Annotated in this window: 24 protein-coding genes; 19 read left to right on the forward strand and 5 right to left on the reverse strand. The window is 68.2% G+C overall.

Going from position 1 to position 26,558, the window contains the following annotated elements:
* Nucleotide 1 precedes the first annotated feature (1 nt).
* From BMZ18_RS05445 to BMZ18_RS05470, 6 genes are all read left to right on the forward strand, one after another.
* Entirely contained in the window at nucleotides 2-1,729 is a 1,728-nt protein-coding gene (locus BMZ18_RS05445; RefSeq protein WP_083400169.1) for a putative type IV secretion/conjugal transfer ATPase, read from the forward strand.
* Entirely contained in the window at nucleotides 1,726-2,064 is a 339-nt protein-coding gene (locus BMZ18_RS05450; protein WP_139203850.1) for a transposase, read from the forward strand. The genes BMZ18_RS05445 and BMZ18_RS05450 overlap by 4 nt, the downstream gene beginning before the upstream one ends.
* Nucleotides 2,061-4,052, forward strand: coding sequence for a type IV secretory system conjugative DNA transfer family protein (locus BMZ18_RS05455; RefSeq protein WP_083400170.1), 1,992 nt, complete (start codon nucleotides 2,061-2,063; stop codon nucleotides 4,050-4,052). Before BMZ18_RS05450 ends, BMZ18_RS05455 begins: the two co-directional genes overlap by 4 nt.
* Nucleotides 4,049-4,687, forward strand: coding sequence for a DUF4913 domain-containing protein (locus BMZ18_RS05460; RefSeq protein ID WP_244516420.1), 639 nt, complete (start codon nucleotides 4,049-4,051; stop codon nucleotides 4,685-4,687). Before BMZ18_RS05455 ends, BMZ18_RS05460 begins: the two co-directional genes overlap by 4 nt.
* 32 nt (nucleotides 4,688-4,719) lie before the next feature.
* The gene (locus BMZ18_RS05465) at nucleotides 4,720-5,472 is read left to right on the forward strand and encodes a hypothetical protein (protein WP_074921934.1); all 753 of its coding nucleotides are present in this window, start codon (nucleotides 4,720-4,722) and stop codon (nucleotides 5,470-5,472) included.
* 143 nt (nucleotides 5,473-5,615) lie between these two features.
* On the forward strand, nucleotides 5,616-6,134 hold the full coding sequence (locus BMZ18_RS05470) for a hypothetical protein (RefSeq protein ID WP_074921936.1): 519 nt from the start codon (nucleotides 5,616-5,618) through the stop codon (nucleotides 6,132-6,134).
* A 41-nt stretch (nucleotides 6,135-6,175) separates the two neighbouring features.
* Here BMZ18_RS05470 and BMZ18_RS05475 read toward each other — a convergent pair whose 3' ends face one another.
* Together BMZ18_RS05475 and BMZ18_RS05480 are read right to left on the reverse strand one after the other, a co-directional pair.
* The gene (locus tag BMZ18_RS05475; protein ID WP_074921938.1) at nucleotides 6,176-6,544 is read right to left on the reverse strand and encodes a histone-like nucleoid-structuring protein Lsr2; all 369 of its coding nucleotides are present in this window, start codon (nucleotides 6,542-6,544) and stop codon (nucleotides 6,176-6,178) included.
* Nucleotides 6,545-7,415: 871 nt separating this feature from the next.
* Nucleotides 7,416-8,951: an adenylate/guanylate cyclase domain-containing protein gene (locus BMZ18_RS05480; protein ID WP_170851459.1), complete on the reverse strand. Its 1,536-nt coding sequence runs from the start codon at nucleotides 8,949-8,951 to the stop codon at nucleotides 7,416-7,418.
* A gap of 121 nt (nucleotides 8,952-9,072) precedes the next feature.
* On the opposite strand from BMZ18_RS05480, the gene BMZ18_RS05485 reads away from it, so the two are divergent.
* From BMZ18_RS05485 to pabB, 12 genes are all read left to right on the forward strand, one after another.
* Nucleotides 9,073-10,344, forward strand: coding sequence for a molybdopterin-dependent oxidoreductase (locus BMZ18_RS05485; RefSeq protein ID WP_074921942.1), 1,272 nt, complete (start codon nucleotides 9,073-9,075; stop codon nucleotides 10,342-10,344).
* Complete coding sequence (locus BMZ18_RS05490) at nucleotides 10,341-10,835, forward strand: hypothetical protein (RefSeq protein ID WP_074921944.1); 495 nt, start codon at nucleotides 10,341-10,343, stop codon at nucleotides 10,833-10,835. Before BMZ18_RS05485 ends, BMZ18_RS05490 begins: the two co-directional genes overlap by 4 nt.
* Before the next feature lie 503 nt (nucleotides 10,836-11,338).
* Nucleotides 11,339-11,929 carry a class I SAM-dependent methyltransferase gene (locus BMZ18_RS05495; RefSeq protein WP_139203851.1) on the forward strand — a complete coding sequence of 197 codons (591 nt, stop codon included), beginning with the start codon at nucleotides 11,339-11,341 and terminating at the stop codon, nucleotides 11,927-11,929.
* A gap of 41 nt (nucleotides 11,930-11,970) precedes the next feature.
* A complete protein-coding gene (locus BMZ18_RS05500; protein WP_074922007.1) occupies nucleotides 11,971-13,326 on the forward strand; it encodes a hypothetical protein in 1,356 nt (451 codons plus the stop codon).
* Nucleotides 13,327-13,366: 40 nt separating this feature from the next.
* Entirely contained in the window at nucleotides 13,367-14,428 is a 1,062-nt protein-coding gene (locus tag BMZ18_RS05505) for an NAD-dependent epimerase/dehydratase family protein (RefSeq protein ID WP_074921947.1), read from the forward strand.
* 2 nt (nucleotides 14,429-14,430) lie between these two features.
* Nucleotides 14,431-15,087 carry a glycosyltransferase family 2 protein gene (locus tag BMZ18_RS05510; protein WP_068103251.1) on the forward strand — a complete coding sequence of 219 codons (657 nt, stop codon included), beginning with the start codon at nucleotides 14,431-14,433 and terminating at the stop codon, nucleotides 15,085-15,087.
* Entirely contained in the window at nucleotides 15,084-15,776 is a 693-nt protein-coding gene (locus BMZ18_RS05515; protein WP_074921949.1) for a TIGR04282 family arsenosugar biosynthesis glycosyltransferase, read from the forward strand. The genes BMZ18_RS05510 and BMZ18_RS05515 overlap by 4 nt, the downstream gene beginning before the upstream one ends.
* Nucleotides 15,773-16,171 (forward strand): GtrA family protein, encoded by a 399-nt coding sequence (locus BMZ18_RS05520; protein WP_074921951.1) that lies wholly within the window; start codon nucleotides 15,773-15,775, stop codon nucleotides 16,169-16,171. The genes BMZ18_RS05515 and BMZ18_RS05520 overlap by 4 nt, the downstream gene beginning before the upstream one ends.
* A 416-nt stretch (nucleotides 16,172-16,587) precedes the next feature.
* A complete protein-coding gene (locus tag BMZ18_RS05525; RefSeq protein ID WP_074921953.1) occupies nucleotides 16,588-17,028 on the forward strand; it encodes a hypothetical protein in 441 nt (146 codons plus the stop codon).
* Nucleotides 17,029-17,791: 763 nt separating this feature from the next.
* Entirely contained in the window at nucleotides 17,792-18,253 is a 462-nt protein-coding gene (locus tag BMZ18_RS05530) for a hypothetical protein (RefSeq protein ID WP_074921955.1), read from the forward strand.
* A gap of 317 nt (nucleotides 18,254-18,570) precedes the next feature.
* Nucleotides 18,571-19,671 (forward strand): alkane 1-monooxygenase, encoded by a 1,101-nt coding sequence (locus BMZ18_RS05535; protein WP_371828484.1) that lies wholly within the window; start codon nucleotides 18,571-18,573, stop codon nucleotides 19,669-19,671.
* A 509-nt stretch (nucleotides 19,672-20,180) separates the two neighbouring features.
* Nucleotides 20,181-22,262 carry an aminodeoxychorismate synthase component I gene (pabB, locus tag BMZ18_RS05540; RefSeq protein WP_074921957.1) on the forward strand — a complete coding sequence of 694 codons (2,082 nt, stop codon included), beginning with the start codon at nucleotides 20,181-20,183 and terminating at the stop codon, nucleotides 22,260-22,262.
* Nucleotides 22,263-22,522: 260 nt separating this feature from the next.
* On the opposite strand, the gene BMZ18_RS05545 is transcribed toward pabB, so the two are convergent.
* The 3 genes from BMZ18_RS05545 to BMZ18_RS05555 form a co-directional block, all read right to left on the reverse strand.
* Nucleotides 22,523-22,924 (reverse strand): histone-like nucleoid-structuring protein Lsr2, encoded by a 402-nt coding sequence (locus tag BMZ18_RS05545; protein WP_083400174.1) that lies wholly within the window; start codon nucleotides 22,922-22,924, stop codon nucleotides 22,523-22,525.
* Between the two features lie 569 nt (nucleotides 22,925-23,493).
* Complete coding sequence (locus BMZ18_RS05550) at nucleotides 23,494-24,267, reverse strand: GAF and ANTAR domain-containing protein (protein ID WP_074921961.1); 774 nt, start codon at nucleotides 24,265-24,267, stop codon at nucleotides 23,494-23,496.
* A gap of 301 nt (nucleotides 24,268-24,568) precedes the next feature.
* Nucleotides 24,569-25,483 (reverse strand): LysR family transcriptional regulator, encoded by a 915-nt coding sequence (locus BMZ18_RS05555; RefSeq protein ID WP_074921963.1) that lies wholly within the window; start codon nucleotides 25,481-25,483, stop codon nucleotides 24,569-24,571.
* 134 nt (nucleotides 25,484-25,617) lie between these two features.
* Between BMZ18_RS05555 and BMZ18_RS05560 the strand changes: the two genes are divergently transcribed.
* Entirely contained in the window at nucleotides 25,618-26,364 is a 747-nt protein-coding gene (locus BMZ18_RS05560; RefSeq protein ID WP_074921965.1) for an SDR family oxidoreductase, read from the forward strand.
* The last annotated feature ends 194 nt before the right edge of the window (nucleotides 26,365-26,558 follow it).

Raw genomic sequence — 26,558 nt, forward strand, 5'->3', positions numbered from 1 at the left:
GATGATGCTCCGCTCACCGCTCGGACCGGTGTCGCTGCGCCGACGCCTGTCGGACCTGACCGGCTCCGGCCAGCTCCGCGCCCCCAAGCACTCCCGCTCGGTCACCGACCCGATGAAGTCGGCCGCCGACCGCCGCCGCGCCGCCGCGGCCGCAGCCCGCAAAGCCGAACGGGAAGAAGCCAGACGTGCTGCCCGCGAACGTGATCCGTCCCGTAAGGACCGGAAGGAGTTCCCGTGGCGCTCGGCGCCGCGGCTCGAGGCGCGCGGGTTCGCCGGTCGCGGCGGTGGCCGCATGGGGGTGGTGGACCGGCCGGCCAGTTTCCGCGCCACCACCGATCAGGCGTGCGGAATGTGGCCGTTCTACGTCGGCACCGGACAGCCGCAGTCCGGGACTCCTCTCGGCATCGACCCCGCCACCCGACAAGCGGTCTGCTACGACCCGGTCTCGGCGACCTACCGGCGACCCATCCAGCAGAACACCCCCTCGGCGTTCATCCTGGGCCTGCCCTCACTGGGGAAGTCGACCGTCGCCCGCATCATCACCAGCGGCGCGATCGCCCAAGGGCAGATCCCGATCATTCCCGCCGACCTCAAGCCCGATCAGGCCAAACTCGTCGAATCCCTCGGCGGCCTGGTCATCCGCCTCGGGCACGGCGAGGGCTTCGTCAACCCCCTCGACGTCGGCGCGCTCGGCACCATCGTCCCGCTTCTGGGCGAGTTCCCCGACGCCCAGCGCAAGGTGATCGCTCAGGTCCGCCAGCGCCGCCGCCGCATGGTGCTCGGACTGTGCGAGCTCGAACGCGGCGGGCCGCTCACCCAGGCCGAGACGAACGTCGTGGCGGCCGCGCTGCGGGTGCTCGAGGACGATCCGCGGTTCACCCCGGCGGCGCCGCCGCTGTTGTCCGACCTGCACGCCCTCATCGAGCACGGCTCGCCGGAGCTGCACCGCAAGACCGTCAGCACCGACAATCCCGAGAAGTACGCCGCCAAGGTCGAAGGGCTGCTCGAGACCCTCATCGGCCTGCTCGACGGCGAACTCGGGGAGGTGTTCTCCCGGCAGACCACCGTCCGCCTCGACCTCGCCGGCGACCGGCCCCCGGTCGCGGTGTGCGTCGACGTCTCCTCCATCGGCACCGAGGACCCCACCCTGGAAGCGGCGATCATGCTCGCGTGCTGGTCGGATGCGTTCGGCGCCGTCGAAGCCGCCCACGTCCTCGCCGACGTCGGACTGCGCCCGCAACGCACGTTCCTCGTCGTCCTCGACGAGCTGTGGCGGGTACTGGCCGGCGGGTCGCAGATGGTGCTGCGCGTCGACCAGCTCACCCGCCTGACCCGCACCCTCGGTACCGCGCTGCTGATGATCACCCACACCGTCGCGGACCTGGAAACCCTCGCCAACGCCGTCGACATCAACCGCGCCAAAGGGTTCATCGAACGCGCCGGAGCCGTCATCGTCGGCGGCCTGCCCGCACAGGAGATGGACAAGCTCGACGGCATCATCCCCTTCACCCGCCAGGACCGAGACCTGGTGTCGTCGTGGTCGTCGAAAGCGGGAATCGACGACGCCGGCAACGAACTACCGCCGCCCGGACGGGGGAAGTTCCTGCTGCGCATCGGCACCGCCCGTAGTCCCGGTGTCGAGTTCGAGACCGTCATCACCGACACCGAACGTCGGCTGAACTACCACGACACCAACGCCCGGTTCTCCCACATCGGAGCCCGGGCGTGAGGGGCCGACCGTTCCCGGAGGAAGTGCGCACCGCCGCCGCCCGCATGGTCGCCGACCGCGTCCCGCAGTCCCGCTCAACCTGGGCCGCCGTCGAAGCCGTCGCCGACCACCTCGGTCTGCATCCGAACACCGTCCGCTCCTGGTACCGCCGCCACCAAGGCGTCACCGACGCCCGGCCGCTCATGCCCCACGAACAGAACGCCGAAATCACCCGCCTCCGAGCGGAACTCGCCGCCGCACAACAACTGCTTTCGGCCCTCGTCGACACCGCCCACCCCATCCCTCGCTCCGCCGCCGCGGTGGGCGAGGCCACCACCACCAGGAGCACACCATGAGCACACGAGGCGCGAAGAACCCGGACGCCGGGATCGATCCGATGCTGGCCATCGCCGGCACCGCGATCACCGTCGCGGCCCTCGCCTACGGCGGCGCCGAAGCGGCCCTGCACCTCGGCGGACCGCTGTCGGGTCTCGAGCAGGACGTGCCGGGATCACCGTTCGCCCTCGCGAAGGGCCTGGCGAACGGGACCATCGTGTGGCCGACCGGGGCGACGATCATCGCCGCCGCCTTCGGCCTGCTCGGGTTGGTCGTCATCGTCGCCGGCACCGTGTGGGCGATGAAACGGCGGCGACGGGTCACCCGCGTCGACGACGCCGGGCGCTACCTCGCCCGCCCGCGGGAGATGGCGCGGCTGACGGAGACGGCGCTGCGCCGGGAGATCGAACGCCTCGGCACACCGTTGGTGGCAGGTCAGCTGCCGGGCGCTCCCCTCGGCCGCGTGGTGTTGGGGCCGAACCGATTCGGAATCACCCTCTATGCCGGGCCGGAGGACTGCGCAGTCCACGTCTGGGGACCGCGGATGGGCAAGACGAGCTGCGTGGTCATCCCGCAGGTTCTCGCCGCACGGGGAGCTGTGCTGACCACCTCCAACAAGCGTGACGTCGTCGACGAAACACGCGCCTACCGAGCCGAGAAGGGTTCGGTGTGGGTGTTCGACCCGCAGGGCGTCGCCCAAGAAGTGCCCCGGTGGTTCTTCGACCCACTGTCCTGGGTGCGCGCGGCGAAGCCCTCCACGACGAAGGGTGTGCACGACGAACTCGTGGCGACCGAACGTGAAGCGGAGCTGACGCGCCTGCTCGGCCGCGACACCGTCGACCGGATGACCCAATCGGCTCAGGAGATGAAGGCCGCGACGCTCTCCGGGATCTTCGCCGACTCGATCAACGGCGACAGAGCACGTCGCGATGCGTTCTTCGACCCGACGGGCCAACGCCTGGTCACCGGGTTCATCCTCGCCGCGGCCATGGAACGGCTCCCCATGCCGGTCATCTACTCCTGGGCCACCAACGAAAACGATCAGACGCCGGTGGCACTGCTGCGCAAGCACAAGTTCGACGTGTGGGCGGACACGCTGCTCGCCCAGTACAACGCGCCCGACAAGCAACGCGGCGGCGTCTTCGCGACCGCCGTGAACCTGCTCGCCTGCTTGGCGTTCGCCGAGGCGCACCCGTGGATCGCCCGCATGGGTCCGCACGACACCCGTCCGGAGTTGGAGCCTGCGGAGTTCGCCGCCGAGGACTCTCCGACGCTCTACAGCCTGTCGATGGAAGATTCCGCGGGCGAATGCGGGGCGCTGGTGACGGTACTGACGATCGCGATCACCGACGCCCTGATCGACAAGGCCACCGCAACACCGGGCACGCCCTCACTGCCCGGTGGGCGTCTGCGGGTGCCGGCCACCTACGCCCTCGACGAAGCCGCGAACGTCGTGCGCTGGACGCAGCTACCGGGTCTGTACTCGCACTTCGGTTCTCGCGGAATCAACGTCACGACGATCCTGCAATCGTTCACCCAGGGAGAGGAATGCTGGGGCAAGGGCGGCATGACGAAACTGTGGGGCGCAGCAACGCTGCGTGTCTACGGCGGCGGCGGGACGACCGACGACAGCCACTTCATCGAGAACACCTCCCGCGCGCTCGGCGATCACTGGGAGATGAGTCGCTCGGTCTCGACGACGCAATCGGGCCGGTCGACCTCGCAGCAACGCCAGAAGGTTCGCACCTTGGAGGCCGGCGACCTCGAATCGATGCCCGCCGGGCGGTCAGTGCTGCGGTCGGCGAAATGCCCCCCGGTCGTACTCGAGACGATGCCCTGGTACACCGGCCCGTTCGCGGCGGAGGTCGCGGCGGCGAAGATCCGCGCCGGTCAGGACCCGACGGTCGCCCGCAACGACGACGACCCCGAGCCCGATGACACGTCGTCGCTGCTGCCGCGGCCGCCCAAGGCGGCGGTGGAATACCCGGCCTTGGAGACGGCGTCGTGAGCGACGAGTTCGACCTCACCGACCTCGACACCGCGTCCGCACGGCCCGGGGCACTGGACGCGGCGCCGCTGAGCGGACAGCTCGATGAGCTGGTCGAGCGTGCTGTCGGTGCGCGTCTGGCCGCCGAAGCGGAGGCGATCGCGCAAGCCCAGTTCGAAGAAATGCTCACCCCCGAGTTGCACACCGCGCTCGCCGACGCCGTCCGGCGGGCGCTGACCGCGGTGACGACACCGGAGGCAGAACCGGGGGAGCGGGGGAGCGTTGGGGAGGTGGGCCCGTACTACCCCAACGCCTACCGGTTCTTCACCGAGTTCCTCGCCCCGGCGTACCGACGCAAGACCGTCGACTACCCGGCGATGCGGTGGTGCCCGAGCTGGTTCTGCCACCCCGAAGCGCGGGCACGAGTCGACGCGCTGTGGCGGGCGTGGGAGTACCTGCGGCTCGACCCGGCCACCGGGATGAGCGTGTGGTGGAAAGACCACGCCGACCATCACATGGCCAAATTGCTCTCCCCGGACGGCACTTTCAAGGACTGCACCCCCCACCACCGGCAGGTGCACCCGCTCCCGAGCATCGACATCCCTACCGAGCTGCTGACGCTCGACGACGCCCACCCCGCTGCCACACGGCTCTGACCACCACCAGCCCACGCTCAGAAAGGCTCCGCATGTCCGACGAACATCAGACCCTCTCCCGCGACACCGGGATGGTCCTGCGCACCTCGCTGCAGGTCGCGATGCAGGTCGCCGAGGCCCTCGCCCGCCGCCGCGAGCAGAATCTGCGCGTCGCGGCCGCCGCCTCCGATGCCCGCGCCCGATCCCTTGCCGCGCGGCTGGCCGCCGAGCGGCGGTCGGCGGAAGCGTTCCTCCAGCGCGCGAACGACCGACGATGGTGGGCCACCGCCACCGATGATCAGATCGTCGACGTCGTCCGCGTCGCCCACACGTGGAAGGACACCTCGCCCGTAGCCGATCGCGCCGCTACCTCGATCAAGGAGCGGCTGCGGCTGGACAAGGGCGTCGAACTCCCCGGGCTGCATGACACCGTGGCCACCGCCGCGGTGGCAGCGGCCGTCGAACGCGAACTCGCCGACCGTGCCCGACACGAGACCGTCCTCGACGAGAGCGGACCGGACGGAGCCGTCGCCGACCGCGACGGCGCCGCCACGCCCTTGGAGAAACCAGCGGTTCCGCTCACGAGCATCGACTGGGACACCCCACAGCGCCGCGCCCACACCGCCTCGACCCTGACTGCGGCCGGCATCGACGGTGAGGCCGTCGATGCGCACCTGCTCACCGACACGGCCAACGCCGCCGCTCTGGACGCCGCCTCGATGCGGTCACCGTCGGCTGCGCCCGCAGCGACCTCAGGAGAGCGCAGCACGGACGTCGACCGGAGCATCGACCACGGCGGCCGGTAGCCCCGCAGGCAAACTCACCGGCCTGGCGGCAACACCCACCCCGTCCGCCCGGCCGTGCACAGGGTCGGTCACCGCATCCTGCGCTGAAACCCTGTGATCGACGACAATGAAACCCGGACGGCCGACGTGAAAGAGGGCGACCGATGCAGACCAGGCACACCGAACCGGGCCGATGCGACACCTCAGCCGTCGCCGCAGCCACCGCGGCGCTGCTGGCTGTGCCGTGGGGCGACGACCTCACCCCTGCGGACGTGCAGACGGTGGCGTTCGCGCTGCGGTTGGTGCACCGCACCGTCGACGCCGACCGGGAGTTGGCCGGTGCGCTCGATACCGCCCGCAATCAGGTGTGCCGGGCCGCGGAGAGCTGGTACGTCGCGCTCGGCCGCGACGCCGACACCGCGTCCTGGGAAGCGCGGGCCGCGTTCGACGACCTCTGCGACGTGCTGCGACTAGCCGACTGCACCTGCGAGGACCCGGCCACTGGGTATCGGGTGCTCGCCGCCGCGGTCGCCGACACTGTGGAGTCCATCGTGCGGTACCTGCGGGCGCGGTCCGGGCCGCCGGTGCCGTGGGAGGCCGGGCCCGATCAGACCACTGTGCTGCACCTTCGGCGCGCAGCGGCGGAGCTGACGACGGTCACCGGGGCGTTGAGCGCGCGTTGACCGGGCCACGAGCGCCCGATTCGGCGGGCCACTCGTCGTGGTCAGTTCGCGGCGTCGTAGGCCTCGACGATCTCGGCGGGAATGCGGCCGCGGGAGTTGACGGTGTAGCCGTTGGCGTTCGCCCATTCCCGGATGGCGCGGGTCTGCGCGGGGTCTCGTTTCGTGGGCGGCGTCGATTCAGTCGCTGCGGGCGGCTTGGGGGTGGCGGCCTTGCGCTTGCGGCCGCCCACCCGCTCAGCGTGCTGGATGTAGTAGTCGAGCTTGCGGTGGAACTCGGTGGCGTTCTTGTCCTTGAGGTCGATGCTGTAGTCGACTCCGCTGACGGAAAAGCTGATCGATTCTCCGGTTCCCTCGGCGATGGCGGTCCCGTCGATGTCGTCGGTCAATTCGATGACGTACTGCTTGGCCACGAGTGATTGTCCTGTTCGTCGTGATGAATGATGCTTCGTCGAGTTCTACCACGGCTTTTCGCGCACCCACGAAGGCCGACGCTGGTTGATGGATGCAACACCCACCGGATCAGAGGTCGCCGGGTCGATTAGTTCAGGATGACCGATACGAATACTTCGGCCCTGAAAGCAGGAATGCGTATGTCGGTGGGGGAGTGCACAGTGCAGTCATGCGAATCAGAACCCTTGCAGGCCCGCCTCTTCCTCACGAGATCGTCTCTGACACCTGCCGGGCAATAATGTTGGCGCACAGCACGAACGCCGTGGCGATGGGCGACCGGGACGAGCCGATGGCGACAATGGAAGAAACGTGGTGACCGGCCGTCCCGGCGTCCCGACGTCGGTCTCTGCCGCGGCAGTCACGGACGCGGCGACGGTGCTCCAAGATCGGGTCGATGTCCTCCTCGACCGGCTCACCGACCGCGTGGTGAGCGCACCGCAACCCGGCAGCGCCCGGTGGCTGACGGAGTTCCGCCGCCCGTCGATCTCGCCCCGAGAACGCCAGGCGGTGAGATCTGCGATATTGGCGGCTGCCGGTTACGCCCCGTCGTCGATCCGCGCCTCTGCCGGGCGGCGGGGTACACCGAGAGACCCCGCTCAATTGGCGATGTTCTGAGTTTGGCCGCATTGGTAGCAAGCTAGGCCGCTGTACAGCTAGCCGCGCGGGTGTGATCGCTGCAAGCTTTGCCGGCGCTCGCTCGACACCACTCAATGGTGCTGGGCGAAATCGCCCTGATCGAGCGATCAAGATCGTGGCCGATAGTGCGGATTATGTTGCTTTCGGGTGTCGACGCTTCAAGACGCGGTCGTCGAGTTACGAGCTTCGACCCCGTCATAGCTGGTCATTCCTGATCGGGGTCGCTGTTCGGGTGGGCCCTGAGCGTCCACGCAGCACGAGTTCGGCGTCCTTCGTCCATCGGGCCGCTTCGTCCGCATTCGCCGCGTCCAGTGCTTCTGATGACGCCAGAGCCCGCCGGTCCGTGGTCTTGGCGGCGTCACTGAGGCGGGCGGCCTCGTTCACCGGGTCGCCGATCACCGTGTACTCGAATCGTTTCGCCGCGCCGACGTTGCCGGCCAGGCAGGGTCCGTAGGTCACGCCGATGCCGACGTCGAGTCGCCCGCCGAAGGGCACCAGGCGCGCGAGGTCGCGGGCGGCTCGCATCGCCGCTCCGGCCGCGTCGGGATGGGGTATCGGAGCGCCGAAGATGACCAGCGCGGCGTCGCCCTGGAATTTGTTGACGAACCCGTCGTGGTCGGCCGCCACGTGGACGACGCGGTCGAAGAATCCGTTCAACAGGTCGACGACCTCTTCCGGCGACAGTCGTTGCGCCAGTGCGGTGGAGCCGACGACGTCGATGAACAGGACACCGACGGGCCGAATCTCACCGCCCAGGGTGGGCTCGTCGGCCAGCGCTCGCGCGGCGACGGCGTCGCCGACGTGCATGCCGAACAGTTCGCGGACGTGTTCGCGTTCACCGATCGTCGCGGCCATGCGGTTGAAGCCGACTTGGAGTCGGCCCACTTCGGAGCCGTCGTAGACCGGCACTCGGACGTCGTACGTGCCGTCCTCGACACGCGTCATGGCTGTGGTGATCTGGTCGACGGGATCGGCGATCGATTTCGCGGTGAGCGTCATGCCGCCGGCGCCCACGGCGAGGGAGATCAGGGACAGGGCCAGGACGGCGCCGGCGATGTCGTCGCCGGGTCGGATGACGATGTGCAGGATGCTCCCCAGCGCGATCAGCCCGGATCCGAGCAGCGGGATCACCGTCGACAGGCCCCACATCGCCAGCAGGCGGGTGGTGACACCGGGGGCGGTGGCGCGGCCCGGGACACCGCGCACCATGACCTCGGCGACGATCGGTCGCAGGGTCCGCTCCGCGACCACGTAACCCATCGCGCAGGTCGCCGCGCCGCCGAGGCCGACGGCGATCGCGATCACCACCAGCAGGTCGCGGCCTCCGCCGGCGGCGCCGTTGACGACGACGAACACCAGTACGCCGGCCACCCACAGTGTTCCGTTCACCGCCACCTGACGGATCGGCAGCCGCAGCGCGGTGCGGTACTCGCGCAGGTAAGGCTCACCGCCGCGGTCGAGCCAGCCGAACAGAGGCTTGGCCGCGCGGACACCGAGGGCGAATCCGATGACCACGGCGACGGGGAGGTACGCGGCGAAGGTGATGTAGTTGCGGGCCGACAGCACGTCCCGGTAGTCGATCGGCAGCGGGAGGACGAAGCGGATCAGCCCGAAGACGATGAACGCTCCGATGACGTTCGCCAGCACCATGCCGAGGGCGTAGAGCTGGACCGGCCTGCGGGTGAACACTGCTACCACCATGGCGCGCGTGGAAGCGCTCGATTCCGGCACGACACCGATCCTCACAGACATGCAGGTCGGCGTGGGACGAACGAGTTCGGCGTGGCCCCCTTCGTCGGCGGCCGGGCGGTCGTGGGACGCGTTCGAGCACCGTCCCGGTGGTCGTCGTGTTATGGTGGGACGATCGGCCGTCAGGGTTGTTCGAAGGGTGTCGTCCTTGCCTCATCTGCCCCCGTTTCGCAGCACGATTCGTGGTCCGTGGTTGACCTCGGTGTTCGGCGCAATCCTGCTGGTGGCCTTACCGGTGATCACGGTGACCGGGTTGCTGTCCTACATCGCTTACGGTCCCGAGTTCGGGCAGGCCCGCCCAGCCGAGGTGGGATGGTTGCGATTGCCGTCGTTCGCGTGGCCGACCGATCCGTCCTGGATCTACCGGCTGAATCAGGGCCTGCACGTCACGCTCGGCATCGTCGTCGTGCCGTTGGTGCTCGCGAAGTTGTGGTCGGTGATGCCGAGATTGGTGCAGTGGCCCCCGGTCCGGTCGCCGGCGCAGGCACTCGAACGACTCACCGTGCTGATGCTCGTGGGCGGTGTGCTTCTCGAGATTGTCACCGGAGTGCTGAACATTCAGTACGACTACATCTTCGGCTTCGATTTCTACGCGGCGCATTACTTCGGGGCCTGGGTGTTCATCGCGGGGTTTCTCTCCCACGTGGCGATCAAGGTTCCGGTGATGTGGAGGAGGCTGCGACAGACGTCGCTGTCGGACGTGCTCCGGGAGCGCAATGGTGCGGCCGAAACAAGACCGGACGACGAGGTGAGCGCGCCGGAGGGGATCTCCCGACGCGGTGCTCTCGCACTCGTCGCCGGCGGGAGTGGACTGCTGGCCGCGTTGACCATCGGGCAGACCGTCGACGGACCGTTGCGGTCTACGGCTCTGTTGCTGCCGCGGGGCCGATCGTACGGCGACGGGCCGAACGACTTCCAGATCAACCGCACCGCCGTCGCCGCGGGCATCGACCCGGGCACCACCGGTGATTCGTGGCGCGTGGAGCTGTCCGGCATGAGGGCCGTCGGTCTCGATCGCGCGGCACTGGAGGGCATGGAGCAGCACACCGCCGTGCTGCCGATCGCGTGCGTCGAGGGATGGTCGACCACGCAGGAATGGACCGGAGTGCGACTGCGTGACCTCGCGGCACTGGCCGGGGTGTCTGCAGGTCCCGCGACAGTGAGCTCTCTCGAACAGGACGGCGCGTTCGCCCGGGCAACGCTGGGGGAGCACCAGGTGTGGCATCCGGACTCGCTGCTCGCGCTGACCGTCAACGGTGAGACGTTGTCGCTCGATCACGGTTATCCGGCGCGGGTGATCGTTCCCGGCCTGCCGGGTGTGCACAACACCAAGTGGGTGGCGCGCATCGACTTCGCAGGCGGGGCCGCCCGATGACACGCCTGTACGGGGCCGGCGCCGCGCACGCCGCCGTCATGGCGGTGTCCTTCCTCCTCGCGGGTGCTGCCGTGTGGAGTCTCGGGGTGGAGGGGCTGTGGAACCCGGACAGGTGGTGGCAGTCGGTTGCCGTGTGGTTCGTTGGTGCGGCGGTCTTGCACGACGCCGTCCTGTACCCGTTGTACTCGTTGGCCGATCGAGCAACGCTCCCGACGCGGTCCTGGGCGGTGCGGCGAGTCCCCGTGCGGCAGCACATCAGGGTGCCGGCCCTCGGCGCCGCGCTGACCTTACTGATTTTCTTCCCGGGGATCCTGCGCACCGACGACACGGCCATCGTCGCGGCCACCGGCATGAATCGCGATCCGTACCTCGAGCGGTGGCTGTGGCTCGTCGCCGCGATGATCGCGGCGAGCGCGGCGGTGTTCCTGCTGCGGGTGCTCCTGGCCGGGGGCAGTCCTCGCGCTGACGAGGCCGAATCCGAGCAACGTTGACAGTCCTGCCTCGTGCCGTGGCGTTCGGGCGACACCAGCGTGCGGTGCGCCGTTGTGGCGTGGGCGGGAGAACTGGGCCTGTCGGTTCCGCGAGCGGCCGCAGGCCCGAACGATTGCGGTCGAACACCATCCGCGGGAACGGTCGTCGCGAATATGCATTGCCCCTCCTCGACGGCAGGGACCTGCACCGGGCAGCGTGAGGCCCGGATTGCATGCGGGTGGAGCCAACGCCTGCAATCGCGCTGACCACACCGTCTGCGCAGCGGTCTCTGCCCAGGTTCAGGGCGCGTTCTCGGGGTTTGCCCGCGCGCCGAATGGGCACCGAAGACCATTCGAGCTGTGTGAGCCGCCGTATGTCGGCGTCGGGGTTCGATGATTCATGAAAGGGCATTGTGACGACGACATCGGCAGGTGAAGATCCCAGCTGTTTCGACGCGTTGTTCGATCCCGCGGTCACCGATGGCGCCTGGTGGGTGCGTCATCGAGACGGATCCCGACACCAGGTGCCGATCGACCGCTGGCTCGGCGGTGATCGTGCCAACGCGGACGACCGCGCCGTGGACGAGATGGTGCTCGGGTTGTGTGGGGGTCGGACGATCGACCTCGCGTGCGGACCCGGCCGGCTGGTCGAGGAACTGCGACGTCGAGGAATCTCGGCCATGGGGGTGGACACCTCACCGGCAGCGGTAGCGCTGGGCCGAGAGCGCGGAGCCAAAACGGTGCTGGCGAACATCTTCGACACGGTCCCGCACGAAGGGCACTGGGACACGGTGCTTCTCGTCGACGGCAACATCGGTATCGACGGCGACCCCGGCCGTGTCATCGGTCGGGCGTACGAGATCGCGTGCGACAGTGGCTCCGTGCTCGTCGAAGTCGACTCCCCGGGAACGGGTTCGGTCACCGAGTGCCTTCGTATCGAAGGCCATGGTTCGGTGGGGCCGTGGTACGACTGGGCCCGTATCGACGCCGCATCGCTGATCCCCCTTGCTGCCGCGGCCGGACTGGCGTACAGCGAATCCGTGTCGGTCTCCCGGCGGCACTTCGTTCGGTTCGTCAAGCCTCCTCACGACGCGGTCGGCGGAACCATCGCGTGACGGACGCCGACACCCGTACTCGGTCGAGCCGCGGTCTCGCAGTGCGCCGGGGGTGGACTCCGCGCGTTCCGGAGCTGATCGGTGCCGTCCTCGCCGCCGCGTTGGTCGTCGCTGCGGTCGTGGTGGCGCGACGGCGCAACGAGGTCGTCACCCCGCTGCTCGACGGGATGGGGTTCACCTTCGACGACTTCGCCGCGTTGGCACCGCTCTTCGGGCAGTGGGGCGCGCACGTGGGGCCGGGGACTCCGGTCGCGGTCGTCGTGGGCGTTCTGGTGGTGATCGCCGGTCCGTCGGTGGCGTCGCGTCTGTCGTGGTGGCCGCTCATGGCGTCGGCCTGGGCTGCGTCCCTGGTCTGGATCGTCGGCCTCGCAGCGGTGGACGGCTGGCAGCGGGGCTTCGTCGACCGGCTGACCTCCCGCGATGAGTACCTGTCCGAGGTCGGTGGGATCGACGACATCGGTGCGATGCTGCGCGGCTTCTCCGACCGCATCGTCGACGGCCAGTCCGACTCCTGGGCCACCCACGTCTCCGGTCACCCGCCCGGCGCGATTCTGACGTTCGTGTGGCTGGACCGTCTCGGACTCGGGGGAGGCGCGGCGGCAGCGTGGTTGTGCGTGATCGTCGGGTCGTCGGCTGCTGTCGCCACTGCCGTCGCGGTGGCCGCACTCGTTGGCCGCGATCGTGCTCGGCGGCTGATCCCGTTCACCGTGGTTGCGCCGAGTGCGATCTGGATCGGTGTCTCCGCGGACGGGTTCTTCACGGGCGTCTCTGCCTGGGGCGTCGCGCTTCTCGCCGTCGCAGCCACCGGGCGACGCCCGCGACACGATGCCGCGGCCGCCGCGGCGGGTGTCCTGCTCGGGTTCTCGGTCTATCTGAATTACGGGCTCACCTTGATGGCCCTACCGGCTCTGGCGGTTCTCATCGCCTCCCGCCGCGTCCGCCCCCTGATACCGGCAGTCGGCGGCGCACTCGTCGTCGCCGCCGTCTTCACCGCGGCGGGTTTCTGGTGGTTCGACGGGTACGTGGCGGTCCAGGAGCGGTACTGGCAGGGAATCGCCTCGGCACGCCCGTTCCAGTACTGGAGTTGGGCCAACATCGCAGCCCTGGTGTGCGCCGTCGGGCTCGCGGTGCCCGCGGCGCTGTCGCGGGTGGTGTCCCTGCCCCGCCTGCGACGGGCCGAGCCGGTGACGCTGCTCGTGGCTGCGGCACTGCTGGCGGTGGCCTTCGCCGATCTCAGCAGGCTGAGCAAGGCGGAGACCGAGCGTATTTGGTTGCCGTTCCAGGTGTGGCTGACGGTCGCCGCGGTCTCGATCGGGGACCGTTCCGTGCGGTTCTGGTTGACGGCTCAGGTTGCGCTGAGCTTGGCGATCAACCATCTGACGTACACGAACTGGTGATCAGCGCCGCCGCTTCCCCGAACGAGAACAGGAGCACACAGTGCACGTATTACTGACCGGTGCAGCCGGTTTCATCGGTGAACACATCCACGAGGCCCTTCTCGCCGCCGGGCACGACGTCACGGCGGTCGATGCGTTCCTGCCCTCGGCGCACGGCTCGGCGCCGCGCCGGACGTCGACGGTCACGACGGTCGACGTCCGTGACCCCGACGCTCTGGACGGGGTCATGGTGGGGGTCGACGCGGTGTGCCATCAGGCCGCCGTCGTCGGCGCCGGTGTGAGCATGGCCGATGCCCCCGCCTACGCCAGCCACAACGATCTGGGCACCGCCGAAGTGCTCGCCGCCATGACCCGAGCCCAGTGCCGGAAACTCGTGCTGGCCTCGTCCATGGTCGTCTACGGGGAAGGTCGCTACCGCTGCCCGACGCACGGCATCGTCCGACCACGGCACCGGCAACCGTCCGATCTGCGCAACGGCGTCTTCGACGCGACATGTCCGGAGGGCGGCGAGCAGGTGACGTGGGAGACCGTCGACGAGAGCGCGCCCCTCGAACCCCGGAGTCTCTACGCAGCAAGCAAACTCGCGCAGGAGAACTACGCCCTCGCCTGGTCCCTGGCGACGGGTGGAACGGTCACGGCGCTGCGCTACCACAACGTCTACGGCGACCGAATGCCCCGCGACACACCGTATTCGGGGGTGGCAGCGATGTTCCGGTCCTCGCTCGAATCCGGAGAGCCGCCGACCGTGTACGAGGACGGAGCGCAGATGCGCGATTTCGTCGATGTCCGAGACGTCGCCGCCGCCAACGTCGCCGCACTCGACAGGGCCGGCGAGGGGTTCGTGGCCTGCAACGTCTGTTCGGGACACCCGGTCTCGATCGGCGACGTGGCTCGTATCCTCTGCCGCGCGCACGGCGGGGGCATCGAACCGAAGGTGACCGGACAGTTCCGGCCCGGGGACGTGCGCCACATCGTGGCCGGCGCCGACCTGGCCGACGACGTTCTCGGTTTCCGAGCCGCCATCGGTCCAGAGGAGGGGCTGACGCGTTTCGCCTTCGCCCCGCTCCGTGCGGCGTCCGACGGCTCGGCTCCGGTGGTGTGACGATGACCGATCCGTCCGATGTCACCGTCGTGTTCCCGTGCCGCAACGAAGCGCAGTCCCTACCGGGTGTTCTCGGCGCCGTGCCCGACGGCTATCACCGATTGGTGGTCGACAACGGTTCCACCGACGGCACCGCAGACGTGGCCCGCGCACACGGGGCCGACGTGGTCGCGGAGGCGGTGCCCGGGTACGGCTCCGCCGTGCACGCCGGCGTCACCGCCGCGCGAACGACGGTCGTGGCCGTCATGGACGGGGACGGGTCGATGGACCCGGCGGAACTGCCCGACCTCGTGGCGGCGCTGGGTGCCGCGCAGCTCGTGGTCGGGCGGCGCCGCCCGGTGCACCGCAGCGGGTGGCCCTGGCACGCCCGCCTGGGCAATGCGGTGATCGCTCGGCGTCTGCGCTCGCGACTGCACATCGATGTCCACGACATCGGCGCTGTTCGGGTGGCCCGCCGCGACGATCTGCTCGCCCTCGACATTCGCGACCGACGTTCCGGCTATCCGCTGCAGCTGCTGGTCCTTGCTGCTCGCGCGGGGTGGGTGATCGCGGAACGCGACATCACCTACCGTCCTCGGACCGGGGGCGTGTCGAAGGTGTCGGGGTCCGTCCGCGGCACCGTCGTCGCCGTCTACGACTTCGCGAAGGTGATCCCGTGATCGACGCGACGCTGCTCGTCATCGCGAAAGCGCCGGTCCCGGGTTTCGCCAAGACTCGGCTGATGGCGTCGATGACCGCCGTGGACGCCGCATCCGTCGCGGCGGCCGCTCTGCTCGACACACTGGCAGCGGCGCGGCAGGCCCCGTTCGCTCGTAAGGTCGTCGCGATGACCGGCAACCTCGACGACGCCGTACGCAGCCGGGACATCAGGAAGTCGCTGGCCGACTTCCATGTCGTCGATCAGCGCGGGGACGACTTCGCGGAACGGCTGATCCATGCGCACCACGACGCCGCCGGGTCCGGCCCCGTCGTGCAGATCGGTATGGACACCCCGCAGGTTCAGTCGGCGATGTTGGCCGGCGTCGGCGAAGCGCTGGCACCGTCGTCCGCAGTTCTGGGCCGCGCCGAGGACGGGGGGTGGTGGGTGCTCGGACTGCACGACGCATCCCGAGCACGCGCGTTGCGAGCTGTGCAGATGTCCACCGACCGGACCGGAGACGACACCGAGAACGCCTTGCAGCGAGCCGGACTCGTCGTCGGCGACGCACCGACTCTGCGCGACGCCGACGAACTCGACGATCTCGCCCCGATTGCACGACTGTGCCGCCCGGACAGCGAATTCGCCCGCTCCGTGGCCGCGCTGACCGGACCCCTCGTCGACGAGTCGCGATCAGTGGGAGATCGGTGACCGGCCCCTGGTACCGCAGCGTGCTGTTCCGGTTCTACCTCGTCGGTGGCGCGAGTGCAGTGGCGTACCTGGTGCTGTTCGTCGCGTTCCGCACCGTCATGTCGTCTCAGGTAGCGAACGTGCTCGCGCTCCTGCTTTCCGCGCTCGCGAACACCGCGGCCAATCGGCGATTCACCTTCGGAATACGGGGGACCGGCGGCATCGTCCGCCACTACGCCCAGGGGCTCGTCGTGTTCGCGCTCGGCCTGGCGGTGACCAGCGGCTCACTGGTTGCTCTGCACGGGTGGGTGCTCGACCCGTCACGTGCTGTGGAGGTGGCCGTCCTCGTTGCCGCGAACCTCATGGCCACGGTGGTGCGCTTCGTCGGTCTGCGGAGGGTGTTCACCGAGCACTGATCGGCCGGGCCCGAACAGGCCCGGATCGCACGGCGTCGGCACCGGCTACACCGCGGCGCGGTGTAGCCGCCGTTCGTGTCGGGAGCGAGCAGGAAGGCCGGCAACGACCGACCGTCGGCCGAAGGCGCAGTCGCCGTTCGGCGAAGCAGGCGCCTGGTTTCGTCGTCGACCGTAAGGTGGCACGCAGGACGCGACGTCGGGGGACGAGACCCCCGGCGCGCCGATTTCCCTGGAGGCCCGTGCCATGTCCTACATCCTGTTCGACACCTTGTTGCCGTATATCGGTGAGCACGCCGCGTCGTACTGGGCGCACCTTCTGGTGGTCTCACCCATCTGACCCCGGCCAGCGGCTGACGCCGGATGCGCTGACGTGTTGGCCAGAGTCGGAACACCCCCGACGTCGATATGGAGCACCTATGAGTCACGCACTGCAGGACCGTCGCCCACCCAAGTGGCTCGTCGACCGTGTCGCAAATCCCCTCGTGCGCCGACTCGCTCCCAGTCGGTTGGGGCGACACCTACCGGTAGCGGTGCTCACCGTCACCGGGCGGCGCACCGAGCGCCGCTCCACCGTGCCCGTGGGCGTGCACGAGATCGACCATCACCGCCTGGTTTTCACCGACGCGCCATGGAGGGTCAACTTTCGCGGCGGCGCACCCGCGCAGCTGCTCTACGCCGGTGAGCGCAGCACGGTGAACGTCACCCTGGTCGAGGATCCCACCGAAGTGGGCAACTTGTTCCGCGCTGCTTTCGCCGCCGGCATCACTCCCGCCCACATCGCCCTACGCATCCCCACCGGCCATACGCCCAGCGACGAAGAACTAGCCGCACAACGGAACGTCCTTCTGCTGAGTTGATAGACGCCACCGGCCGAGTTCATGGCCCTGCAGGGCGTCGACGGGCTGCGCCTGGTGGCCGTGGCTCCGCAACAGACGGAGCGCTCGGCGGCACCGCCGAAGCTGGTAACGGCGGAGTATGTCGGGCATCCCGCGGCGCCGGCGGCGACGCCTGGTTAAGACAGGTACCGGGTCGACCGCATCTCAGCTATCAGGAGCGAGTTGTTCGGTGGAGCCCCTTGCGGTCGTAGAGGCGCGCGGCTGGCGCGCCGAGGGCTGCACCGAGCAACAATCCGACGAGAATGTAGGTCACGCTCGACGGCGTCGGCTCGACCGCCGCAGACGGTTGAGCGTCAAAGCTGTACCGTCGTCCAGATTAGCGCCGTACCGGAGACCCCTTCGGTTTCGTTGAATGCGAAAAGCGGCAGCATCAGACTGGCCTGTATACCCCGCATCGCGCGGTTGCGACGATCACCGCCGCTACCTGTTCGGACACCACGTCGCCGCGTGACCCCACGCCGCGTGACCCCACGCCGCGTGACCCCACGCCGAGTCACCTCGGCGCGGTACACCGCCCGAGGACTGAAGCCGGAGGTCCCCTGCGTTGACCTGTGGACCGCCTGACCATGACGAGACGAAGAGACAAGGCAAGTCGCGGACGTCCTGCGTCGAACTGCATCCGATGACCGCACGACAGAAACGGAGGCCTGCGCCGATGCACAGTCGCCATACGCGTCCGGGCCGCTGCGGTACTGCGTCGACCGCAGCCTCGACGGCGGCGATCATGTCCGTACGGTGGGACCACTTTGCTCCGGTCGACCTGCAGACCCTGGTGTTCGGACTGCGTTTGATTCGACATACCGCCGACTTCGGTCCCGACCCGACTCCCGACCTGGCTCGACCGCTCGACTCGGCGCGCCATCACCTCGTCAGCGCCACCGAACTCTGGTACGGCTCGGCGGGCCGCACCTTCGACGACGCGGCGCGCGAGGCCAAAGCGGTGTTCGCCGACCTGTACGAGATTCTCGAACTGAGCGAATGCACCTGCGAGGATCCGGATCTGGGATACCGGGTGCTTGCCGCAGCCCTCGCCGACACCGTCGAGAGCATGGTTCGTTTCCTGCGGACCGTTCAGCAGGGTCCGCCGACGCCAGGGGAAGTCAGGCCCGACGCGACCACGGTGCTGCATCTGCGCCGCGCCGCCGCCGAGTTGACCAGCGCTATCGGGGCGATTACAAACCGTTGACCGTTCCGGGAAGCCGCGACCGCGACGCTCGTTCACTTACAGCGAACACATTCGACGCAAACCGACGTCGGGACTCCCGCCTCCGCGACAGGGAATACAGCTGAACTCACACCAGATTCGGCGATGCACCGACGTGAGGACGAGGCGCGAGCAGGAAAGCCTTTCGACCACGATCCTATGGCGCCGCCATACTCTCGAAACGCTCTCGAGGTGCGAACTCAAGTGGAGATGACCCGGTCGGAGGGATCCAACAAGGGTTGTGAGCGTTGTTACACGTCACAAAGTGCGTGAGCCGGGCGTTCGTGCACGATGATTCGTTGGTGAACCGGACCGACCCCAACCGACTGCTGTGGCCGTGTGCCCTTCTCGTGCCGTTGTCGCCGTTCATCGGCGCTGCTTTGGTGGCGACTGTCGGTCCTGGTCTGTTCTGGGCGACCGGCATGCTCCTCGTGGTCGTGGTGTTGCCGCTCGTCGATGTGGTCGCGGGCACCGATGATCGCAACCCACCGGACTCGATGATGCGTGAGCTCGAACGCGACCGCTGGTATCGGTGGTGTACGTACCTGTATCTGCCGTTGCAGTACGGCGCCGTGGTGTTCGCGTGTTGGGCGTGGACGCATGCCGCGATGGGCACCCCGGAGCGCATCGGGTTGGCGTTGTCGGTCGGCGTCGTGTCCGGCATCGGCATCAACGCCGCCCACGAGTTGGGGCACAAGCGCACGTCGCACGAGCGTGCATTCGCGTTGATCGCGCTGGGACCGTCCTTCTACGGGCATTTCTACATCGAGCACAATCACGGTCACCATCTCCACGTCGCGACACCGCAGGATGCGGCGTCGTCCCGCTTCGGCGAATCGTTCTGGGCCTTTCTGCCGCGCTCGATTGTCGGCGGAGCACGTGGAGCGTGGGACTACGAAGCCGCCCGCCTTCGGCGTCGCGGTCACGGACCGATGCACAGAGGCAATCGAGTGTTGGTCTCGCTCGTCCCCAGCGTCGTGCTGGTCGTCGTCGTGGTCGCACTGTTCGGTCCGGCAGTGTTGCCCTGGCTGGCCCTGCAGGCCGCACTCGCGGTCGTCTTTCTCGAATCCGCGAACTACCTCGAGCACTACGGCCTGCTCCGTGAGCGTCGCCCTGACGGCACCTGGGTGAAGGTCGCCCCGCGGCACAGCTGGAACAGCAACCACCGCTTCAGCAATGTCTTTCTGTACCACCTGCAGCGTCACAGCGACCATCACGCCAATCCTCTGCGCCGGTACCAGACGTTGAGGTCGATGCCGGACGCGCCGCAACTTCCCGCCGGCTACGCAGCCATGGTGCTCCTGGCCTGGGTGCCGCCGTTGTGGCGCAGAATCATGGACCCCAGACTTCTCGACCACTACGACGGCCGGATCGAGTTGGTCAACACCGGCCCGCGGTGACGCGGCCGCACCTCCGTCCGAGACGACAACCGCGCGAACTCCAACACCCACAAATTCGAACCCCGAAGATGGCCAACCACGACATGAGCACCACTACGCAACTACCCCTCAGGATGCCGGCCCGTCGCCGACCGGGCAGCGGCCATCCAGGCGAATTTCGACTCGATCACCCCGCGGGACACCTGGCGCCCACGAAGCTCGAAATGCTCACCGGTGGTGAACAATCACAGAATGGAGACCACCATCGGCGAGTGCTCGTGTAGCCGAAGAACCCGATGCGGCAGAGCATCCTCGACGCGATCGGCATCCCCGTTCGGAGCGCTCGACTCGACCGACTCCGGGTGGGCGCGCAGGCCAGGGTTTCGGAGCCCGGCCTCGAGGCTCCGGTGCTGCCAGGCCGGAGCCAGAGGTGGCCGCCCCGGTTGGGTCGCCGGTTACCTCGTGGTGGTGCGCACCCGGACCATCGCCCGGAAGGACCCGGCGACGAACCGGACGGATCCGAGCGCAGGGTGACGCGCACTCTTCTGGTCGACAACTTCGACTCTTTCACCTACAACCTGTTCGACCTGCTGACGGCGGTCAATGGTGAGACCCCCGCGGTCGTTCGAAACAATGTGCCGTACGAGTCGATCGACCTGGCGGCGTACGACAACATCGTCGTCTCGCCCGGACCCGGTAACCCGGTTCGACCCGACGACTTCGGCGTCTGCACCCGCCTGCTCGCCGAGACGACAGTGCCGTTGCTCGGCGTGTGCCTCGGGCATCAGGGGCTCGCTGCGGCGCACGGAGGCCGCGTCGCTCGCGCCGAGGTACCGATGCACGGGCGTCTGTCACGTATCCGTCACACCGGCGTCGGCTTGTTCGCAGGACTCGATCAGCCGCTGCCGGTTGTGCGTTACCACTCGCTCGCCGTCACCGAGGTGCCCGAGGAGCTGACGGTGACAGCATGGACCGACGACGGCATTCCAATGGCCATCGAGCACGTGTCGCGACCGCGCTGGGGCGTGCAGTTTCACCCTGAGTCCATCGCATCTGCCGGCGGATATCGGTTGTTGAGCAATTTCCGCGACGAGTCGGTCGGGCGGTCGACCCGGTCGGCGACGCAGTCTCGCCCCGTCACGGTTCGCGGACGCTCCCGGCCGACGCCGAAGTTCCTCGTGGAGTTCCGTGAGGTGGCCGCCGCCCCCGATCCGAGAACGGTGTACGACGCGGTCACCGGCGGTGACACCGGCCGCTTCTGGCTCGACGGCACCGCCAAGACCGACTCCCGGTTCACGATCATCGGCGACTGCCGCGGTCCGCGTGCGGAGTACGTGACTTACGACCTCGACTCCACCACCGTGCACATCCGCCGCAGCGACGGCACATCGCAGGACATCGTCTCCCCCTTTTTCGACTATCTCGACACCGCGCTACGCCAACGCGTGGTGGACCCGGACCCTGAACTGCCCTTCGATTTCCACCTCGGATACGTCGGCTACCTGGGGTACGAGCTGAAAGCGGAAACCGGGGGTGTCGCCGCCCACTCGTCCCCGGATCCTGACGCGGCCTTGGTGTTCGCAGACCGAGCCGTGGTCCTCGACCACGACGGAGGCAGGGCATTCGCGTTGTGCCTGAGCGAAACTGTCGGTGACGCCGGATCGCAGCGGTGGCTCGACGACACCGCAGCAACACTCGAGTCTCTACCAGCCGGCGCCGACGGAGATCGCAATCCGTCACCCATCACCACCCGCCCTTCCGAGACTGCGCTGACACTGCGTCACAGCCACGCCTCCTATGTGACGCTCGTACGCGAGTGCCTCGAGCAAATTGGTGCGGGCGAAACGTACGAGGTGTGCTTGACCAACCTTGTCAGCACCACCGACACCCTCGACGCACTGGAGACTTTTACGCGCCTCCGCCACCTCAGTCCGGTGCCGTACGCGTCGTTGCTCGAGTTCGCCGGGCTCTCCGTCGTCAGTCTCTCTCCCGAGCGGTTCCTACGCATCGACGGCAACGGCGACGTCGAATCCAAGCCGATCAAAGGTACCCGCCCGCGCGGCCGAGACACCGACGCCGACGCTGCGCTGCGACACGACTTACGCACCTCGGAGAAAGACCGCGCCGAAAACCTCATGATCGTGGACCTGGTACGCAACGACCTGTCTCGGGTGTGTGAACCGGGCAGCGTTCACGTCCCGACCTTGTTCGGGGTCGAAACCTTCGCAACGGTGCACCAGCTCGTCTCGACGGTGCGCGGCACCCTCGGCGGGGCCTCGACAATCGAATGCATCCGAGCGTCGTTCCCCGGCGGCTCGATGACCGGCGCACCCAAGATCCGCACGATGGAGATCATCGACCGACTCGAAGGCGGTCCACGCGGGGTGTACTCGGGTTGCATCGGCTACCTGTCGCTCGATGGCAGCGCCGACCTCTCCATCGTCATCCGCACGATGGTGGCCAATGCCGACGGTGTGCGCTTGGGCAGCGGCGGCGCAATCACCGCACTGTCCGATCCCGAGGACGAATTCGAGGAAACTATGGTGAAAGCCGCGATCATGCAAGTGGCACTATCTCGCTCACCTGCGACCTCGCCGCCTCCCGCATGCTAGGGGAGGCATTCGGCAGCGCCGAACGACTGCTCGGCGCAAGCGATCGTATCGGTGGGAATTGTGGCAGCGCCTCACGCACTCCTGCCCGACCGGTCCGCCGCCTCACCCGGCAGTACCGTCGGTAGGTGCTCGGAACCCGCCCGGTGTGAGCCGCTGCCCTCCACGTGGGCGCCGCCCACTCCCGCCGCGTCAGGAACGAGAGGTCGGGTGCCGCGGCGGCAGGCAGCACCTCGAGGCCGGCCAGACAACGGGCCCGGTCGTCACCTGTTGTCGAACGCCTCGACTGCGTCGGTGGGTAGTCGTCCGTGCGCTGCGAGGTCCCACCCATGATTTCTGGCCCACACCCGGATTTCCGCGCTACGAAGACGACTCTCGACGGTCCGAGAGGCAGGACGCCGTTCCGTCGACACTTCCCGCGCGCGATCGACCCAGTCGGCCAGGAGTCCTTCGATGTGGGCGGCGTTCGCCTCGGTGAGGTCGAGTTCGAACCAGCGGTCACCGAACCCGAATACCACGGTGCGATCCGCCGCTTCACCGGTGAAGTCGTCGAGCGTTTCCACACGCAATTTTGTGACCATATGAGCCTTTCGTCGAAACGACCCGACCCGACGCCGTACATCCAATTCTACGGATTGTTCGTCGAAGCTCCATTTTTCAGTCATCGCGACAACCCGATGGGTTGCCCCGACAAATCGTCCCGTTTGGGCCGTTCATCGGCAACGCCGCCCTTTGAGGGACAGCTGCTACGGCGTCGTCGGCCGCGTGCGATCAGTGCCTTGTCGGTCGCTCGACCATGCAGAACTTCCACAACCCGTCTTCCCTGACGACACCGACGGCGACGGTCGACGGCGCGGAGGGTGGGCCCCCGTCTGCGATCGACAATGACACCGGAACGGTTGCGAAATCCCCCGAGATGTTCGCGACGCCGATGTCTCGAACGACAGTCGGCAAGACAGGAGGGGCCGCCAAGCGCAGGACGCGCCGGCGCAGGACGCGTCGTTCAGTTCTTGCACGTCGCCGGCGTTCACGGCATCGAAATAGCGGCGCAGCACAGCGTCGATCTCGGCTTGATCAACAGCAGCCGACCCGGAGCTCGGCACGCGCGGGGACTGCGTCGAATACCCGAGCGCGATGACGAAGACGACGACCGCGAGGACACCGGCTGTCCCCGCCACAGCACTGATGTTGCTGCGTCGTTGCCTGCCGCGAGCCACCGCGCCCATGCGGGGTGTCACCGGTCCGGTTGGCTCGACGGTGCGTCGACGGGGGCGCTGGATGGTGATGCGGCGACGCTGACGGCGTGCACGAACTCCGCCGCCACCGTCCGTAGTTTGCGGTTGGTGCGTTGCGATTCGGTGGACAGTGCAGCGAACGCTGCGTCGGCGTCGATCGAGCGCAGGGCCATCAGGATGCCTTTGGCCTGCTCGATGGGGGCGCGGTGGTTCATTGCTTCGTGGAGACCGGCGATCGTCTCTTCGAGGGTTCTGCGTCGGCGCTGTCGGTCGAGGGCGTCGCCCACCGCGTTCGCCAGCAAGTCGAGCACTTGCCCCTCGTTCTGCGCGCGCAATTCGGCATCGAGGGAGAACAGCGTCAGCGAGCCGACGGGAATCTCGCCGACGTGAATGGGGGCACAGAGCATCGAGCGCACTCCGATTTCGCGAGCGGCGGCGCCGAACTCTGGCCACCGCTCGTCCACACGGGTGCAATCCGCTTCGGTGACGCGCCCGGTACGGGCAGCGTGCAGGCACGGACCCCCGTTCGTGTCGAATTGCTCGGTGTTGATCGGCTCGATTGAAGGGTCCGAGGCGGCAGCGGTGAACGTTCTCCCGTCGAAGGCGACAGCAATGCCGCACTGGTCGGCGGCATCGACACACGAGACCGTCTCACGGACCAGTCGATCGAGCAGTTCGGCGACGTGGTCGTCGCCGTCGCCGAGCCGGGCGATTTCACGGACGACACCGCCGATATGCAGATCGACAGACCCTCGGTCGACAGGTGTACTCATTCGGTCATTCCATCACGGGTGCGACCGAGCGGTCCTGTCCGGCATTGCCGGTGATCGTCCGCCTCGGACGCAGTGGGCGACGGGGGTCGCCGGAGGTTTCGACGAGCCCCCGCCGCTGTTCAGGTGCAGCGGAGCACCTGAGCGTTCCTGTACCCGCCTGCGGTGGGTCCGAGACGGGCGACGCCGCCCGGATTCTCTGGACCGTTGTTCGGCGCTCGACCAACGGGTGGCTCCGGGTCGCTGTGTAGTTGGCGTAGTCGTCTGCGGCTCCTCGCCGAAGCGGGGCGAGGACCTGCGCCGTCTACCTGTCGGTCGGGTTCTGCGTTTGCGCGTTGCCGGCGTCGAGTAGGGCGCTTCGGGGTGCGGAGGTGGTGTGGGCGAGCCACAGCGCTTGTACCGGCGCTTGCGGTGCGTCGGTGATGGGGACGATGCGGACGTGGTCGCCGACGGCCGGGCCGGGTGCTTGGGTGACGAACGCGAAGCTGGTGGTGCCGACGACGGCTGTGGCGGGGGTCGTTCCCTGGGTGCTGTTGACGCGGGTGTGGGGTTCGGAGCCGGCGCGCCGGCACACCGAGAGCAGGTAGTCGGTGTAGAACGACGATCCCGGCGGCGCCCAGACGGTCAAGGGGTACCGGGTCAGTTCCGCAATGGTCACCTCCGCTCGGTGGGCGAGGGGATGGTCGGCGGCGAGGGCGGCATGCAGCGGGTCGTAGGAGATGACAGCTCCGGCCAAAGGCGCCGGGGGGACGACACCGCGGCGCAGCCCGAGGTCGTACGACCCGCGAAGCACCCCGTCGGTCATGGGAGCCGGATACGCCTGGTGGACCTCGATCGGGAGGTCGGGGTACGCCGACCGTACCGGTGCCATCGCCAGGAATACTTCGTCGGCGGTGATGGCGGGAGTGTGGGCGACGACGAACGGGCGCCGAGGCTCCGAGCCGGCGGCGACGGCGGAACGCGCCAGTTCGCGGGCGGCCGCCAGAACGGCCGCCGCACCGCGCTGCAGTGTCCGCCCTGCCGGGGTGAGCTCGACGCGGCGACCCGCCCTGGTGAACACCGGGACACCGAGTTCACGTTCGAGTTGGCGGATCGAGCTGCTCACGGCCTGCTGCGTCAGGTGCAGGTCGGCGGCGGCGGCGGTCATGCTGCCCGATTCCGCCACGGCAACGAAGTGGGCGAGCCGAGTCAGATTGACGGAGGGCGTACCCGAATCCATGCGTGCAGGATGCCACCGCTCATCTGTGATCACAAGTAGTGCCTGTAGATAGACCGATTATTGTTGATTGTAAGTTGTGATTGGAGTTCTTACGTTGGTGGCCGTACGAGACCACCGAGCAACAAGGACGTGACATGACGCTGCAGGGCAAGAACGTGATCATCGCCGGCGGAGCGAAGAACCTGGGCGGGCTGATCAGCCGCACCCTCGCCGGACGCGGAGCGAACGTCGCCGTGCACTACAACAGCGACGCCACCGCCGCCGCCGCCGAACAGACGGTCGCCGAGATCCGCGAACACGGTGTCAGGGCCGTCGCCCTCCAGGGCGATCTGACCGACCCGGCGACGGTGACCGAGGTGTTCGACGCCGCGGTGCGTGAGCTCGGCGGACTCGACATCGCCGTCAACACCGCGGGGAAGGTGCTGCGCAAGCCGATTCTCGACACCACCGAAGCCGAATACGATTCGATGGCCGACATCAACGCCAAAGCGGCGTACTTCTTCATCAAGGAGGCAGGTCGCACACTTGCGGACGGCGGCAAGATCGTCACCATCGTCACCGCACTGCTGGCCGCGTTCACCGACGGATACTCCACCTACGCCGGCGGCAAGGCACCTGTCGAGCACTACACCCGCGCCGCGGCGAAGGAACTCGCCGACCGCCTCATCTCGGTCAACGCCGTCGCGCCGGGCCCGATGGACACCCCGTTCTTCTACGGTCAGGAAACCGACGAGCGGGTGGCGTTCCACAAGAGTCAGGCCATGGGCAACCAACTGACCAAGATCGAGGACATCGCCCCCATCGTCGAATTCCTCGTCGACTCCGGATGGTGGATCACCGGTCAGACCATCTTCGCCAACGGCGGCTACACCACCCGCTGACCAGCTTTTTCGAAGCTGCGCGCCGCGCAGCTCATAGCGTGTCGTGCCCGCCGAAGCGCTCGTCCCGACACGGGATGGGCGCTCCGGCCGGTCACTGGGAGGCGTCTCGTCGTGCGCGACAGGGGGCGCCGGGCCACGCCGTCGCGCATAGTGACCACACACGAAAGACGCCGGGCACGTACCGGATTCACGTG

It is taken from the genome of Rhodococcoides kroppenstedtii (genome assembly GCF_900111805.1).
GTDB classification, from domain to species: domain Bacteria; phylum Actinomycetota; class Actinomycetes; order Mycobacteriales; family Mycobacteriaceae; genus Rhodococcoides; species Rhodococcoides kroppenstedtii.

Excerpts from the sequence above, each read along its gene's own strand:
- BMZ18_RS05490 (WP_074921944.1), top strand. The coding sequence starts at position 10,341 with ATGACACGCCTGTACGGGGCCGGCGCCGCGCACGCCGCCGTCATGGCG.
- BMZ18_RS05555 (WP_074921963.1), bottom strand. The coding sequence starts at position 25,483 with ATGGATTCGGGTACGCCCTCCGTCAATCTGACTCGGCTCGCCCACTTC.
- BMZ18_RS05455 (WP_083400170.1), top strand. The coding sequence starts at position 2,061 with ATGAGCACACGAGGCGCGAAGAACCCGGACGCCGGGATCGATCCGATG.
- BMZ18_RS05510 (WP_068103251.1), top strand. The coding sequence starts at position 14,431 with ATGACCGATCCGTCCGATGTCACCGTCGTGTTCCCGTGCCGCAACGAA.
- BMZ18_RS05470 (WP_074921936.1), top strand. The coding sequence starts at position 5,616 with ATGCAGACCAGGCACACCGAACCGGGCCGATGCGACACCTCAGCCGTC.
- BMZ18_RS05465 (WP_074921934.1), top strand. The coding sequence starts at position 4,720 with ATGTCCGACGAACATCAGACCCTCTCCCGCGACACCGGGATGGTCCTG.
- BMZ18_RS05445 (WP_083400169.1), top strand. The coding sequence starts at position 2 with ATGATGCTCCGCTCACCGCTCGGACCGGTGTCGCTGCGCCGACGCCTG.
- BMZ18_RS05550 (WP_074921961.1), bottom strand. The coding sequence starts at position 24,267 with ATGAGTACACCTGTCGACCGAGGGTCTGTCGATCTGCATATCGGCGGT.
- BMZ18_RS05485 (WP_074921942.1), top strand. The coding sequence starts at position 9,073 with ATGGTGGGACGATCGGCCGTCAGGGTTGTTCGAAGGGTGTCGTCCTTG.
- BMZ18_RS05530 (WP_074921955.1), top strand. The coding sequence starts at position 17,792 with ATGTCCGTACGGTGGGACCACTTTGCTCCGGTCGACCTGCAGACCCTG.
- BMZ18_RS05545 (WP_083400174.1), bottom strand. The coding sequence starts at position 22,924 with ATGACTGAAAAATGGAGCTTCGACGAACAATCCGTAGAATTGGATGTA.
- BMZ18_RS05525 (WP_074921953.1), top strand. The coding sequence starts at position 16,588 with ATGAGTCACGCACTGCAGGACCGTCGCCCACCCAAGTGGCTCGTCGAC.
- BMZ18_RS05560 (WP_074921965.1), top strand. The coding sequence starts at position 25,618 with ATGACGCTGCAGGGCAAGAACGTGATCATCGCCGGCGGAGCGAAGAAC.